This is a genomic window from Bacillus sp. N1(2025) (assembly GCF_053470005.1).
Genome location: NZ_JBLTJB010000002.1, coordinates 1 through 15,652, shown reverse-complemented (window position 1 = coordinate 15,652; position 15,652 = coordinate 1). Strand labels below are relative to the sequence as shown.

Annotated in this window: 13 protein-coding genes; 7 read left to right on the top strand and 6 right to left on the bottom strand. The window is 45.2% G+C overall.

Annotated features, from left to right (window positions below; all coding sequences use genetic code 11):
• Window positions 1-13 precede the first annotated feature (13 nt).
• The 6 genes from mnmG to rpmH all read right to left on the bottom strand — a co-directional run bounded on the left by mnmG (window position 14) and on the right by rpmH (window position 5,772).
• Entirely contained in the window at window positions 14-1,900 is a 1,887-nt protein-coding gene (gene mnmG / locus ACNFN4_RS04925; protein WP_007615086.1) for a tRNA uridine-5-carboxymethylaminomethyl(34) synthesis enzyme MnmG, read from the bottom strand.
• 16 nt (window positions 1,901-1,916) lie between these two features.
• Window positions 1,917-3,296, bottom strand: coding sequence for a tRNA uridine-5-carboxymethylaminomethyl(34) synthesis GTPase MnmE (gene mnmE, locus ACNFN4_RS04920; protein ID WP_007409903.1), 1,380 nt, complete (start codon window positions 3,294-3,296; stop codon window positions 1,917-1,919).
• Window positions 3,297-3,585: 289 nt separating this feature from the next.
• Window positions 3,586-4,227: an RNA-binding cell elongation regulator Jag/EloR gene (gene jag / locus ACNFN4_RS04915; protein WP_017418434.1), complete on the bottom strand. Its 642-nt coding sequence runs from the start codon at window positions 4,225-4,227 to the stop codon at window positions 3,586-3,588.
• Complete coding sequence (gene spoIIIJ / locus ACNFN4_RS04910) at window positions 4,224-4,973, bottom strand: YidC family membrane integrase SpoIIIJ (RefSeq protein ID WP_007409906.1); 750 nt, start codon at window positions 4,971-4,973, stop codon at window positions 4,224-4,226. Before spoIIIJ ends, jag begins: the two co-directional genes overlap by 4 nt.
• Before the next feature lie 160 nt (window positions 4,974-5,133).
• Window positions 5,134-5,484, bottom strand: coding sequence for a ribonuclease P protein component (gene rnpA / locus ACNFN4_RS04905; RefSeq protein ID WP_004392944.1), 351 nt, complete (start codon window positions 5,482-5,484; stop codon window positions 5,134-5,136).
• Between the two features lie 153 nt (window positions 5,485-5,637).
• On the bottom strand, window positions 5,638-5,772 hold the full coding sequence (rpmH, locus tag ACNFN4_RS04900; RefSeq protein ID WP_003178075.1) for a 50S ribosomal protein L34: 135 nt from the start codon (window positions 5,770-5,772) through the stop codon (window positions 5,638-5,640).
• Between the two features lie 622 nt (window positions 5,773-6,394).
• Between rpmH and dnaA the strand changes: the two genes are divergently transcribed.
• From dnaA to gyrA, 7 genes are all read left to right on the top strand, one after another.
• A complete protein-coding gene (gene dnaA / locus ACNFN4_RS04895; protein WP_004392913.1) occupies window positions 6,395-7,735 on the top strand; it encodes a chromosomal replication initiator protein DnaA in 1,341 nt (446 codons plus the stop codon).
• Between the two features lie 184 nt (window positions 7,736-7,919).
• A complete protein-coding gene (gene dnaN / locus ACNFN4_RS04890; RefSeq protein WP_014416704.1) occupies window positions 7,920-9,056 on the top strand; it encodes a DNA polymerase III subunit beta in 1,137 nt (378 codons plus the stop codon).
• Window positions 9,057-9,190: 134 nt separating this feature from the next.
• A complete protein-coding gene (rlbA, locus tag ACNFN4_RS04885) occupies window positions 9,191-9,406 on the top strand; it encodes a ribosome maturation protein RlbA (RefSeq protein ID WP_004392910.1) in 216 nt (71 codons plus the stop codon).
• 15 nt (window positions 9,407-9,421) lie between these two features.
• Window positions 9,422-10,534, top strand: coding sequence for a DNA replication/repair protein RecF (recF, locus tag ACNFN4_RS04880; protein WP_007409910.1), 1,113 nt, complete (start codon window positions 9,422-9,424; stop codon window positions 10,532-10,534).
• Window positions 10,535-10,551: 17 nt separating this feature from the next.
• The gene (gene remB / locus ACNFN4_RS04875; protein ID WP_004392908.1) at window positions 10,552-10,797 is read left to right on the top strand and encodes an extracellular matrix regulator RemB; all 246 of its coding nucleotides are present in this window, start codon (window positions 10,552-10,554) and stop codon (window positions 10,795-10,797) included.
• A 56-nt stretch (window positions 10,798-10,853) separates the two neighbouring features.
• On the top strand, window positions 10,854-12,770 hold the full coding sequence (gyrB, locus tag ACNFN4_RS04870) for a DNA topoisomerase (ATP-hydrolyzing) subunit B (RefSeq protein ID WP_014720600.1): 1,917 nt from the start codon (window positions 10,854-10,856) through the stop codon (window positions 12,768-12,770).
• A gap of 215 nt (window positions 12,771-12,985) precedes the next feature.
• A complete protein-coding gene (gyrA, locus tag ACNFN4_RS04865; protein WP_115941229.1) occupies window positions 12,986-15,445 on the top strand; it encodes a DNA gyrase subunit A in 2,460 nt (819 codons plus the stop codon).
• Window positions 15,446-15,652: the final 207 nt, after the last annotated feature.

Here is a 15,652-nt window from a genome sequence, read left to right as displayed (position 1 = left end):
GCCGTCATCCTTTCTATTCAGCTACCTTGGCAATACGGCCCTGCTCCAGGTATACCAGCAGGATTGAAATGTCTGCCGGATTGACGCCGGAAATACGGGATGCTTGAGCAACTGATAAAGGACGCACTTCTTTCAGCTTTTGACGGGCTTCAGTAGCAATTCCTTTAATGGCGTCATAATCAATCCGATCAGGGATTTTTTTGTTTTCCATTTTCTTCAGCTTTTCCACTTGCTGCAAGGATTTTTCGATATATCCTTCATATTTCACCTGAATTTCCACTTGTTCCGCCACATCTTGCGGAACCGGAGAATCTGCAGGTGCAAGTTTTGTCACTGTTTCATAGTTCATTTCCGGACGTTTCATTAAATCTGTGCCGCGCACTCCGTCTTTCAGCTCGCTTCCGCCGAGTGAACGGATATATTCCTGATTCTCAGGAGACGGCTTGATAATAACAGACCAGAGACGTTTTTTCTCTGCCTCGATCGCCGCTTTTTTCTTCTCAAACGCTTCATAGCGCTCATCAGAAATTAAGCCGATATCGTGGCCGATTTCCGTCAGACGAAGATCGGCGTTGTCGTGACGGAGCAGCAGTCTGTATTCCGCCCGTGAAGTCAGCAGACGGTACGGTTCATTGGTTCCTTTCGTTACCAAATCATCAATCAATACACCGATATAAGCATCGGAACGGCTGAGGATCACTTCTTCTTTTCCAAGCGCTTTGCGGCCTGCGTTGATCCCTGCCATAATTCCTTGCCCGGCTGCTTCCTCATAACCTGATGTACCGTTAATTTGACCGGCTGTGTACAGGTTAGGGATTTTTTTCGTCTCCAGTGTAGGCCAGAGCTGCGTCGGTACAATCGCGTCATACTCAATCGCGTATCCGGCTCTCATCATCTGCACCTTTTCCAGTCCCGGAATGGTCGCCAGCATCCGCTGCTGCACGTCCTCAGGAAGACTCGTGGATAAACCTTGAACGTATACTTCCTGCGTATTTCTGCCTTCCGGCTCAAGGAAAATCTGATGACGCGGTTTATCATTAAACCGAACGACTTTATCTTCAATCGAAGGACAGTATCTCGGTCCCGTTCCTTTAATCATACCGGAATACATTGGCGAACGATGCAGGTTGCTGTCGATGATCTCATGAGTCTCAGGACTCGTGTAAGTCAGCCAGCAAGGCAGCTGATCGGTAATGTATTCAACCGTTTCATATGAGAAAGCGCGCGGAACCGGGTCCCCCGGCTGGATTTCTGTTTTGCTGTAATCAATGGAATCGCTTGAGACACGAGGAGGCGTGCCCGTTTTAAAACGGACGAGATCAAAACCGAGCTCCTCTAAGTGCTCAGAAAGTTTAATAGACGGCTGCTGGTTATTCGGACCGCTTGAGTAAGACAAATCACCGAGAATGATCCGCCCTCTTAAATACGTTCCGGTTGTCAGCACGACCGTTTTTGCTTTATATTCAGCACCGGTTTGCGTAATGACACCGCGGCACTCCCCGTCTTCAATGATTAAACGCTCGGCAATCCCTTGAAGAAGTGTCAAATTCGGTGTTTTTTCCAGCGTATGCTTCATTTCGTGCTGATATTGGAATTTATCCGCCTGCGCACGCAGCGCCCGTACGGCCGGACCTTTTCCTGTATTCAGCATTCTCATTTGAATATGAGTTTTATCTATATTTCTAGCCATTTCTCCGCCGAGCGCGTCAATTTCGCGGACGACAATCCCTTTCGCGGGGCCGCCGACAGACGGATTACATGGCATAAACGCAACCATATCAAGATTAATCGTCAAAACAAGCGTTTTGGCTCCCTGGCGCGCGGATGCGAGGGCAGCCTCAACACCGGCATGCCCGGCGCCGATGACAATCACGTCGTATTGGCCTGCTTCATACCCCATGGTTTTTTCCTCCCTTTTATTTACCTAAACAAAATTGTGAAAAGAGCTGATCAATTAAGCTTTCGTGGACGGCATCACCGATGATTTCGCCCAGCAGCTCCCAGCACCTTGTCAAATCAATTTGGACCATATCAATCGGAACATCCTGTTCAATTCCGTTCAGCGCATCATCAATCGCTTGCTTTGCCTGATGCAGAATCGAGATATGACGGGTGTTGCTGACATAGGTGAGATCTCCGCTTTCGATCGCTCCTGTATAAAATAGCGACTGAATCGCTTCCTCTAAATCTTGAATGCCTTCTTCTTTCAGCAATGAGGTCGTGACGACAGGCCGGCCTTTCGCCAGTTCCTTGACGCGCTCAGCGTCAATCTTAGCCTCAAGGTCCGTCTTATTCATAATGACAATGACGTCCATTCCCTCAACCGCTTCAAACAATTTTACATCTTCTTCAGAAAGCTCTTCGCTGTGGTTAAGCACAAGCAAAATGAGATCCGCTTCCTTCAGAACCTGCCGTGACCGTTCCACACCGATTCTTTCGACGATGTCTTCTGTCTCACGGATTCCGGCGGTATCGACAAGCCGAAGCGGCACGCCTCGCACGTTGACATATTCCTCAATCACATCACGCGTCGTTCCCGGAATATCGGTTACGATCGCCTTCGTTTCATGGACAAGGCTGTTAAGCAGAGAGGATTTTCCGACGTTCGGACGGCCGATGATCACGGTAGACAGTCCCTCACGCAAAATTTTCCCCTGCTCAGACGTACGGAGCAGCGCCTCGATTTCTTTCTTCACGCCGCTTGCCTTCTCCACTAAAAGCTGATGCGTCATTTCTTCGACGTCATCATATTCCGGATAATCTATATTAACCTCAACATGGGCAAGTGTTTCTAACAGCTCATCACGCAGACGGCGGACAAGCGCGGAAAGCCGTCCTTCCATCTGGTTCATGGCGACATTCATGGCACGGTCCGTTTTGGCCCTGATCAGATCCATCACCGCTTCCGCCTGTGAAAGGTCAATCCGTCCGTTTAAAAATGCGCGCTTCGTAAACTCACCGGGTTCTGCCAGTCTCGCGCCTTCCCTTAAAGCAAGCTGGAGCACCTGATTAACCGTCACAATACCCCCGTGACAGTTGATTTCAATGACATCTTCCCTTGTGAATGTTCTGGGCGCTCTTAAAACAGACACCATGACTTCCTCAATAATCCGTCCCGTCGTGCTGTCCGCGATATGCCCGTAATGAATGGTATGCGATTCTGCCGAACTGAGCGTTTTGCCTTTCGGACCCTTGTACATTTTGTCGGCGATCTTTACGGCTTCCGGGCCGCTCAGCCGAACGATCGCGATCGCGCCTTCACCCATCGGAGTTGAAATCGCTGCAATTGTATCCATGCTGTTCACCTCTCTTTATCTCTGTTTCCATCTATATAAAAAATTTTATTTACGCCAAAATTAAAAGATAACATAGTTTGGTTTGAAGTGGAAGATACGTTATCCACAAAGGCAGAAATTCATCCCTTATTACTTTAACTTATCCACATGTGAATAACAATTAATTTTATTTCCTAAAACCTTTTTTATCAACAGCATAGACCGAAAAAGAAAAAACTTAAACGCTAAAAATGCGATTCTGCTTAGGAATAGAGCCACTTTTACCAATAAAAAAACCGAAGTTCCGATTTTACCCGGACTTCGGTTTTCTGCTATCTTTATGGGAAATAACGAGATGGCGGTACCGGCCTTCACCGGTAGAAAACGTTTTGATATTTGGATGCTTTGACAGCGCGTCATGGATGATTTTTCTTTCACCTGACGGCATCGGTTCTAAATGCACATCTTTTTTCGTTTTCGACACTTGCTTGGCCAGCCTGTTTGCCAGCTGATCCAAAATTTCTCTTCTTTTCCGCCGATAATTCTCAGCGTCGACAACAGCTTGGCGATACTGGCCGGAGCCGCGGTTCAAAACAAGCTGCGTCAATGTTTCCAGGGCATTGAGTGTTTGTCCTCTTTTGCCAATAAGCAGCGCCGCTTTTTCACCTTTAATGTGAAAACAGACTGTTTTCTTGTTTTCTTCCGTAACAATCTCAGAAGGCCCGGCAATGGAATGGATGATTTCTTCCAAATACGCTTTCGCTTCCTGAACAGGATTTCTTTTCTCTTCCAGTTCTACGATCGCATTCTTTTTTCCGAAAATACCCAAAAACCCTTTATATTCTTCTTGCACCACCGTTATTTCTACTTGATCTTTCGTCAGTTGAAGTTCCTGAAGGCCTGATTGAACTGCTTCTTCGACATTCCGTCCCGCAGCAGTCACCTTCTTCACTTTTTCTTTCCTCCCGCTTTCTGCGTTTCCGGATCGTGTTTAATGTCAGGTCCTTTAATAAGGAATGTCTGAGCAATCATAAACAGGTTTCCGACTACCCAATACAGAGAAAGCGCGCTCGGGAAGTTGATCGCAAATACGATGATCATGATCGGCATAATCCATACCATCATTGCCATTTGAGGATTCTGAGTCGGATTTCCGGCCATCATCAGCTTCTGCTGGACAAAAGTGGCCACACCGGCAACGATAGGAAGAATATAGTAAGGATCCTTCTCTCCTAGGTCAAACCATAAAAAGCTGTGCTGTGAAATGGCTTGCGTACGCATAATGGCGTGGTAGAATCCGATCAAAATCGGCATTTGAATCAGGATCGGGAAACATCCCGCCAGCGGGTTTACCCCGTGCTTTGAAAACAGGGCCATTGTTTCCTGCTGAAGCTTCTGCTGCGTTTTTTGATCTTTAGAGCTGTATTTTTCTCTGAGCTTCTGCATTTCAGGCTGCAGCGCCTGCATCGCTTTTGAGCTTCGAAGCTGCTTGATCATCAGCGGCAGAATCAGCAGACGAATTAAAATCGTAACGATGATGATCGATAAACCATAGTTATCGCCCGTCAGTTTCGCTACGTACGTAATGACTTCTGACAATGGATACACAACATATTTGTCCCAGAAATGCGGACTATTCGCCGTAATCGGCTCTTTCACACTCGAGCACCCGGCCAGCAGCACGAGCATACCGACCATACTCAGTAGTAACCATATTCTCCTTTTCAAGAACGTTTCCTCCTATACCAATCTTTATAAACCTTGTATGTATTTTAGCATCTTTCAGTTTCAAATGGCGTTCATTTTTCGCCAAATAAAAGGAAGCGCTTTTAAAAACGTGAAGAAAACAAAATATGAGCTATTTTGACGAAGATTTCTTATATAATGAGGTTTTTCTGAATAAGTGCTGCAGACTCTTTTTCGTTTCTTCAAAACTGAGGTCGCCGGCGGGTTTTCTTGCGATAATAATAAAATCTTTCGGCTTGAGCAGCTCTTTTTCCTCCTGAACAGCCTGCCTTATTAACCGCTTCACCCGATTGCGCACGACGGCATTGCCGATTTTTTTACTGACAGAAAGCCCTACCCGGAGCTCTTCCTGTTTCGGCTGATCAAGCGTATACAGCACGAACTGGCGGTTTGCCATAGACGTTCCGCGTTTAAACACTTTTTGAAAATCTTCATTTTTCTTTAACCGATTTCGCTTCTTCACTTTAATTCACTCCGATATTCACTCGCAGAAACTTTTATTTCTATCTAAAAAAAACGGGCCGCCGGAATACTGAAGAAATTTCTCCAGTACCGGGCGACGCATGACATCTCACTCTCTTAATGTGAAAAAAGACCACTGACATTATTCAGTGGCCTAAGCTGATAATACTTTTCTGCCTTTGCGGCGACGGCGTGCTAATACTAGACGACCGTTTTTTGAACTCATACGGCTTCTGAAGCCATGAACTTTACTGCGTTTACGGTTATTCGGTTGGAATGTTCTTTTCATTTATGACACCTCCCTCGAGGAATAGCTGTTAAAGACAGTCTTACTTATTATATTTGTGCTGCCTATTCATTGTCAACTTCAGCAGTGCTTTTATTTCTTACAACCATAATAGGATAACATACCTTAACCAGTTTAGAAACCTTATTTTTCATATTCCTTTTTTTAACGCACAAAAAAAAGCCGCGCTCCCTCGAAAAAACGACATGTGGATAATTTTTCGGTCTTTTTTTAATATCCACAATCGTTATTGACAACATTTTCACATTGCTAACCCCTGTGGACAAAGATTTTTCAACAAGTTGTCAGGTTTGTGGATAAGATTACGAGAACCATTGCAAGTCCTCGCTTAATTTGATATTATATTTGTGTTTTAACTCTTAATTACTTATCCAGTCCATTCTCCTTATCCACAATTTGTGGATAAGTTGTGGATTGTTTTCACACAGCTTGTGTAGATTGTTGTCCACAACTTGTGGAATTTGTCGAAAAGCTATTTTTCTACTATACTATATGTTTTCAACATTTCGTGTGTACGAATGGTCAGAGCCATATGCTCTTTTTTTGTGTTCTATAACAGGGAAAGGGCGCTGATTTTTAAAGAAAAGGAGGGCTGTGCCGGATAATGGAGAATATATTGGATCTTTGGAATCAAGCTCTAGCTCAAATTGAGAAAAAGCTAAGCAAACCGAGTTTCGAAACTTGGATGAAGTCGACGAAAGCCCATTCGCTGCAAGGAGATACCTTAACCATCACCGCTCCTAATGAATTTGCCAGAGACTGGCTGGAGTCCAGGTACTTACATCTCATTGCAGATACCATATATGAATTAACCGGGGAAGAATTGAGCGTCAAATTTGTCATTCCTCAAAATCAGGACGAAGAAGACTTTTTACCGAAACCGCAAGTGAAAAAAGCGGCAAAAGAGGAACCGTCTGATTTTCCCCAAAGCATGCTCAACCCGAAATATACATTCGACACATTCGTCATCGGATCGGGAAACCGATTCGCCCATGCAGCATCACTGGCTGTGGCGGAAGCACCCGCTAAAGCGTACAACCCTTTATTTATATACGGGGGAGTCGGCTTAGGAAAAACCCACTTAATGCACGCGATCGGCCATTATGTCATTGATCATAATCCTTCAGCCAAAGTGGTGTACCTGTCTTCTGAAAAATTCACAAATGAATTCATCAACTCAATCCGCGATAATAAAGCCGTTGATTTCCGCAACCGCTACCGGAACGTTGATGTACTTTTGATAGATGATATTCAATTTTTAGCCGGAAAAGAACAAACACAGGAAGAGTTTTTCCATACATTCAACACGCTTCATGAAGAAAGCAAACAAATCGTGATTTCCAGCGACAGACCGCCGAAAGAGATCCCGACCCTTGAAGACCGCCTGCGTTCGCGGTTCGAATGGGGATTGATTACGGATATCACACCGCCGGATCTGGAAACGCGGATTGCCATCCTGAGAAAGAAAGCGAAGGCGGAAGGCCTTGATATTCCGAACGAGGTCATGCTTTACATCGCAAATCAGATTGACAGCAACATCCGCGAACTGGAAGGGGCATTAATCCGGGTTGTCGCCTATTCATCCTTAATCAATAAAGACATTAACGCAGACCTGGCTGCAGAAGCATTGAAAGATATTATTCCGTCTTCAAAGCCGAAGGTCATTACGATAAAAGAGATTCAGCGGATTGTCGGACAGCAGTTCAACATTAAGCTTGAAGATTTCAAAGCGAAAAAGCGCACGAAATCCGTGGCGTTCCCAAGACAAATTGCGATGTATCTTTCAAGAGAAATGACGGATTCTTCTTTGCCTAAAATCGGGGAAGAATTTGGCGGCAGAGACCATACAACCGTCATTCACGCCCACGAAAAGATTTCAAAACTGCTGATTGATGACGAGCAGCTTCAGCAGCAGGTGAAAGAAATAAAAGAACTGCTTAAATAATAGTGCCCTCGGATGAGTCGGGGAAAGTGTGAATAACTTTTTCATAGCCATACACAGTCTGTCCACATGTGGATAGGCTGTGTTTCCTGTCTTTTTCACAACTTATCCACAAATCCACAGGCCCTACTATTACTACTGCTATTTTTAAAATATATTAATTATATTATCCGTTAGGAGGATAAACATGAAATTTACGATTCAAAAAGATCGTTTAGTCGAAAGTGTACAAGACGTTCTAAAAGCCGTTTCATCCAGAACCACAATTCCCATTCTCACCGGTATTAAGATCGTCGCCTCAGATGAAGGAGTATCTTTCACAGGAAGTGACTCTGATATTTCAATCGAGTCATTCATTCCGAAAGAAGAAGATGATAAAGAAATCGTGACGATCGATCAGCCGGGAAGTATCGTGCTGCAAGCGCGTTTCTTCAGCGAAATCGTTAAAAAACTGCCGATGGCGACTGTTGAAATCGAAGTTCAAAATCAATATTTAACGATTATCCGTTCCGGAAAAGCCGAATTTAATTTAAACGGCCTTGATGCAGATGAATATCCGCATCTACCGCAAATCGAAGAGCATCACGCCATTCAGATTCCGACGGATCTTTTGAAAAACCTGATCCGCCAAACCGTGTTCGCTGTGTCCGCCTCAGAAACACGCCCTATCTTGACAGGTGTAAACTGGAAAGTCGAAAACGGTGAATTATTATGCACTGCCACGGATAGCCACCGACTCGCTTTAAGAAAGGCGAAGCTTGATATTCCGGAAGACAGCTCTTATAACGTGGTCATTCCCGGGAAAAGCTTAACCGAGCTGAGCAAAATTCTTGATGACAACCAAGAACTGGTTGATATCGTGATTACAGAAACCCAAGTGCTGTTCAAAGCGAAAAACGTATTGTTCTTCTCAAGATTGCTTGACGGAAACTATCCGGACACGACCAGCTTAATTCCGCAGGAAAGCAAAACGGAAATCGTCGTGAACACGAAGGAATTTTTACAGGCGATAGACCGTGCTTCTTTATTGGCGAGAGAAGGCCGCAACAACGTTGTAAAGCTTTCTGCCAAACCGGCGGATTCGCTGGAGATTTCATCAAATTCTCCGGAAATCGGGAAAGTGGTCGAAGCTGTGCTGGCTGACCAGATTGACGGCGAGGAATTAAATATTTCATTCAGTCCAAAATATATGATGGACGCACTGAAAGTACTTGAAGGAGCGGACATCCGTATCAGCTTTACGGGAGCGATGAGACCGTTTCTTATCCGTACGCCGAATGATGAAACCATCGTTCAGCTCATCCTTCCGGTCAGAACGTATTAATCAAACAGAATGTGCTGCCGGCTTAGTTCGGCAGCTTTTCTATTCATCAGCCGCTCCCTCAAGTTTTCCCTTTCCTTATTTCAGGATTTTTTAGTACAATTAGATATTAGTGATATTTGAAAGAGGTCGATATTATGGCAAATCCGATTTCGATTGATACAGAAATGATTACGCTTGGCCAGTTTTTAAAATTAGCCGATGTGATTCAGTCCGGCGGCATGGCGAAATGGTTTCTGAGCGAGCATGAGGTGACTGTCAACAATGAACCTGACAATCGCCGCGGCAGAAAGCTTTACGTTGGAGACGTGGTCGCGATTGAAGGATTTGGTTCATTTCAAGTCGTCAATTAAAGCGGGTGACAGCGGTTGTATATCCAAAATTTAGAATTAACATCCTACCGTAATTATGAGCGCGCTGAGCTTCAATTCGAAAACAAGGTGAATGTGATCATCGGGGAAAATGCCCAAGGCAAAACCAATCTGATGGAAGCCATCTATGTCCTTTCGATGGCAAAATCACACCGCACCTCAAATGACAAAGAACTTATACGGTGGGACGAAGACTATGCTAAAATAGAAGGAAGAGTGATGAAGCGCAACGGGGACATCCCGATGCAGCTTGTCATCTCCAAAAAAGGTAAAAAGGGCAAGGTCAATCATATAGAGCAGCAAAAACTCAGTCAGTATGTCGGAGCGCTGAACACCATTATGTTTGCCCCCGAGGATTTAAATCTCGTCAAAGGAAGCCCTCAGGTGAGGAGGAGATTTCTCGATATGGAGATCGGGCAGGTTTCTGCCGTTTATCTGTATGATTTATCTCTTTATCAAAAAATCCTTTCACAGCGGAATCATTTTCTGAAACAGCTGCAAAGCCGGAAACAGACTGACCGGACTATGCTTGACGTTCTCACTGATCAGCTGATTGAAGCAGCCGCAAAAGTTGTCGCCAAACGTCTGCAGTTTACGGCGCAGCTTGAAAAATGGGCGCAGCCGATCCATTCCGGCATTTCCCGGGGACTTGAAGAACTGACGCTTAAGTATCACACGGCGCTTGATGTATCAGATCCCAAAGATTTGTCGAAAATAGGTAACAGCTACCAGGAGTCTTTTTCGAAATTAAAAGAAAAAGAAATAGAACGAGGCGTCACATTATTCGGACCGCATCGGGATGATGTCCTTTTTTATGTGAACGGACGCGATGTGCAGACGTACGGTTCGCAGGGACAGCAGCGTACGACGGCTTTGTCTTTGAAGCTGGCCGAAATAGATTTGATTCATGAAGAAATCGGAGAATACCCCATTTTACTTTTGGATGATGTACTAAGCGAGCTGGATGATTACCGACAGTCCCATTTGCTTCATACGATCCAAGGCCGTGTGCAGACATTTGTCACCACGACAAGCGTGGATGGCATTGACCACGATACCTTACATCAAGCAGGAATGTTCCGTGTGGAAAACGGTACGTTAGTGAAGTGAAGAAATGAGGTGAGCGATTGTATATTCATTTAGGTGACGACTTTGTCGTTTCAACACGCGATATCGTCGGCATTTTTGACTGCAAGGTCAATGTATCGCCGATCGTTGAAGAATTTCTGGACAGACAGAAAGAAAAAGTAGTGCCGTCCGTAAACGGCACGCCAAAGTCTATCGTAGTCACGACTGAGAATATATATTACTCTCCCTTATCTTCCGGCACACTGAAGAAACGTGCGCAATTTATGTTAGAAATAGATTCTTAGCGGATCTTTACAATGAATATATCGTTTAAGAAAAGTGTAGGTGAATGTGCATGGCTATGGAACAGCAGCAAAATAGTTATGATGAGAATCAGATACAGGTATTAGAAGGTTTGGAAGCTGTTCGAAAGAGACCGGGGATGTACATCGGATCAACTAACAGCAAAGGCCTTCACCACTTGGTGTGGGAAATCGTCGATAACAGTATTGACGAGGCCCTGGCCGGTTATTGTACAGATATTAATATCGAGATTGAAAAAGATAACAGCATTACCGTTAAGGACAACGGGCGCGGAATTCCGGTCGGTATCCAGGAGAAGATGGGCCGCCCTGCGGTTGAAGTCATCATGACCGTTCTCCACGCCGGCGGTAAATTTGACGGAAGTGGATATAAAGTATCCGGCGGTCTTCACGGTGTAGGGGCGTCCGTTGTAAACGCCTTGTCGACCACTCTTGACGTTACGGTTCATCGTGACGGAAAAATCCACTATCAGGCGTACGAGCGCGGTGTGCCTGTGGCCGATCTTGAAGTGATCGGTGATACTGATAAGACCGGAACGATTACGCACTTCGTTCCGGATCCGGAAATCTTCAAAGAAACAACTGTATACGACTATGATCTGCTTTCAAACCGTGTCCGGGAATTGGCCTTCCTGACAAAAGGCGTAAACATCACGATTGAAGACAAACGTGAAGGACAAGAACGGAAAAACGAGTACCACTACGAAGGCGGAATCAAAAGCTATGTTGAGTACTTAAACCGTTCCAAAGAAGTCGTTCATGAAGAGCCGATTTATATCGAAGGCGAGAAAGACGGCATAACGGTTGAAGTTGCATTGCAATACAACGACAGCTATACAAGCAATATTTATTCTTTCACAAATAATATCAACACATACGAAGGCGGGACGCACGAAGCCGGATTTAAAACCGGTCTGACCCGTGTCATAAACGACTATGCGAGAAGAAAAGGGATTTTCAAAGAAAATGATCCGAATTTAAGCGGGGATGATGTGAGAGAAGGGCTGACTGCCATTATTTCAATTAAGCACCCTGATCCGCAATTCGAAGGGCAGACGAAAACCAAGCTCGGCAACTCTGAAGCGAGAACGATCACTGATACGCTGTTTTCTTCTGCGCTGGAAACATTCCTTCTTGAAAATCCGGACTCAGCCCGCAAAATCGTTGAAAAAGGTTTAATGGCCGCAAGAGCGCGGATGGCAGCGAAAAAAGCGCGGGAATTGACCCGCCGCAAAAGTGCGCTTGAGATTTCCAATCTGCCGGGCAAACTGGCGGACTGTTCTTCTAAAGATCCGAGCATTTCCGAGCTGTATATCGTAGAGGGTGACTCTGCGGGCGGATCAGCGAAACAGGGACGGGACCGCCATTTCCAAGCCATTCTGCCGCTGCGCGGTAAGATTCTGAACGTTGAGAAAGCCAGACTTGATAAGATTCTCTCAAACAATGAGGTCAGATCAATGATCACGGCCCTCGGAACAGGAATCGGCGAAGATTTTAATCTTGAAAAAGCGCGTTATCATAAAGTGGTCATCATGACGGATGCCGATGTTGACGGCGCCCACATCAGAACGCTTTTATTAACGTTCTTCTACAGATACATGCGGGAAATCATCGAAAACGGCTATGTCTACATTGCCCAGCCGCCGCTTTATAAAGTGCAGCAGGGAAAACGGGTGGAATACGCTTATAACGATAAGCAGCTTGATGAGCTGTTAAAAGAGCTTCCGCAATCGCCTAAGCCCGGCCTCCAGCGTTATAAAGGTCTTGGAGAAATGAACGCGACTCAGCTTTGGGAAACGACAATGGACCCTGCGACCAGAACGCTTCTGCAAGTCAATCTTGAAGATGCAATGGACGCTGACGAGACTTTTGAAATGCTGATGGGTGACAAAGTAGAACCGCGGAGAAACTTCATAGAAGCAAACGCCAGATACGTGAAAAATCTTGATATTTAACCAAGAAAGCCTTATTTTCGTTAAGAAATAAGGCTTTTTTCTCAAAGCGGCTTCTAAAGCCTCTGAAAACCCGCAAAACCCGTATATTCTACTAAATTAATGTGTATAAACACAAGTTTATTGATATAATGGAGAATAGTGAAATCGTATTGAAGATCATAATGGACAATCTACTCCCACATTATTTCATGTGATACTTCAGGGAGGTTTTTTTAATGAGTGAACAAAACACACCACAAGTACGTGAAGTCAATATCAGTCAGGAAATGCGGACATCTTTCCTGGACTATGCAATGAGCGTTATCGTATCCCGGGCGCTTCCGGATGTGCGTGACGGTCTGAAGCCGGTTCACAGACGGATTTTGTACGCAATGAATGATTTAGGCATGACCAGTGACAAACCATATAAAAAATCTGCCCGTATCGTCGGTGAAGTTATCGGTAAGTACCACCCGCACGGTGACTCAGCGGTTTACGAATCAATGGTCAGAATGGCGCAGGATTTTAACTACCGCTACATGCTTGTTGACGGACACGGCAACTTCGGTTCGGTTGACGGCGACTCAGCGGCCGCGATGCGTTACACAGAAGCGAGAATGTCAAAAATCGCAATGGAAATTCTGCGTGACATTACGAAAGACACGATTGACTATCAAGATAACTATGACGGTTCAGAAAGAGAGCCTGCCGTCATGCCTTCGAGATTTCCGAATCTGCTCGTAAACGGGGCTGCCGGTATTGCGGTCGGAATGGCGACAAACATTCCTCCGCATCAGCTTGGAGAAGTCATTGAAGGCGTGCTTGCCGTAAGTGAGAATCCTGAGATTACAAACCAGGAGCTGATGGAATACATCCCGGGCCCGGATTTTCCGACTGCTGGTCAGATTTTGGGCCGGAGCGGCATCCGCAAGGCATATGAATCCGGACGGGGATCAATCACAATCCGGGCTAAGGCTGAAATCGAAGAGACATCATCAGGAAAAGAAAGAATTATTGTTACGGAACTTCCTTATCAGGTGAACAAAGCGAGATTAATTGAAAAAATCGCAGATCTTGTCCGGGACAAAAAAATCGAAGGAATTACCGACCTGCGAGACGAATCCGACCGTAACGGAATGAGAATCGTCATTGAGATCCGCCGTGACGCCAATGCTCACGTCATTTTGAATAACCTGTACAAACAAACGGCCCTGCAGACGTCTTTCGGAATCAACCTGCTGGCGCTCGTTGACGGACAGCCGAAGGTGCTGAGCCTGAAACAATGTCTGGAGCATTATCTTGATCACCAAAAGGTTGTGATCCGGCGCAGAACGGCTTACGAACTCCGCAAAGCGGAAGCGAGAGCTCACATTCTGGAAGGTTTAAGAATCGCTCTCGATCATTTAGATGCCGTTATTTCTCTTATCCGCAGTTCCCAGACGGCTGAAATTGCGAGAACGGGTTTGATCGAACAATTCTCACTGACTGAAAAACAAGCGCAAGCCATTCTGGATATGCGCCTTCAGCGATTAACCGGTCTGGAGCGCGAAAAGATTGAAGAGGAATATCAATCACTTGTTGCGCTTATCGCCGAGCTGAAAGATATTTTAGCCAATGAAGAAAGAGTTCTTGAGATCATCCGTGAAGAGCTCAATGAAATCAAAGAGCGTTTCAATGATGAGAGACGCACTGAAATCGTGACGTCCGGTCTTGAAACAATTGAAGATGAAGATCTTATCGAGAGAGAAAATATCGTCATCACACTGACCCATAACGGCTATGTTAAACGTCTCCCGGCGTCCACATACCGCAGCCAAAAACGGGGCGGAAAAGGCGTACAGGGAATGGGAACGAATGAAGATGACTTTGTGGAACACTTAATTTCCACATCAACGCACGATACGATCCTGTTCTTCTCTAATAAAGGGAAGGTATACCGTTCTAAAGGATATGAAATCCCTGAATACGGACGTACGGCAAAAGGCATTCCGATTATTAACCTTCTGGAAGTTGAAAAAGGCGAATGGATTAATGCCATTATTCCGGTCAGCACGTTTGATGAGGAGCAATATCTCTTCTTTACGACCAAACAAGGGGTGTCGAAACGTACGGCACTGTCCCAGTTTGCGAATATACGGAATAACGGGCTGATCGCCCTGGGTCTCCGGGAAGACGATGAACTGATGGCCGTCCGCCTGACTGACGGCAAGAAACAAATCATCATCGGAACGCAGAACGGTTTGCTGATCCGTTTCCCTGAAGAAGATGTAAGACAAATGGGGCGAACAGCTGCGGGTGTTAAAGGCATCACGCTGACAGACGATGATGTTGTGGTAGGCATGGAGATTCTTGAAGAAGACTCCCACGTCCTCATAGTGACAGAAAACGGCTACGGCAAACGCACACCGGCTTCAGAATACAGAGTTCAAAGCCGGGGCGGAAAAGGCCTTAAAACATGTAAAATCACTGACAGCAACGGTCCGTTAGTAACCGTGAAAGCAACAAAAGGCGAAGAGGACTTAATGATTATTACGGCAAGCGGCGTGTTAATCAGAATGGATATTAATGATATCTCCACTACGGGACGCGTAACACAAGGCGTCCGTCTGATCCGCATGTCTGATCAAGAGCATGTAGCCACTGTGGCACTTGTGGAAAAGAATGAAGAAGAGCCGGAAGAAACGGAAGAAGTATAAAGTAAAAGCGCAGCTGTAACAGGCTGCGCTTTTATTATATAAAGAAATGAAAAAAGCTTTGACACATAGCGATGATACTGATATAATTCTTTTTGTTGTCTTTTTAATAGAAAGGCAAGCCTAGCGAAAATATTTTTAAAAAAAGTATTGACCTAGCAAACTGAAAATGTTATGATTAAGAGGTCGCTTCGAGAGAAGCAACAAAGT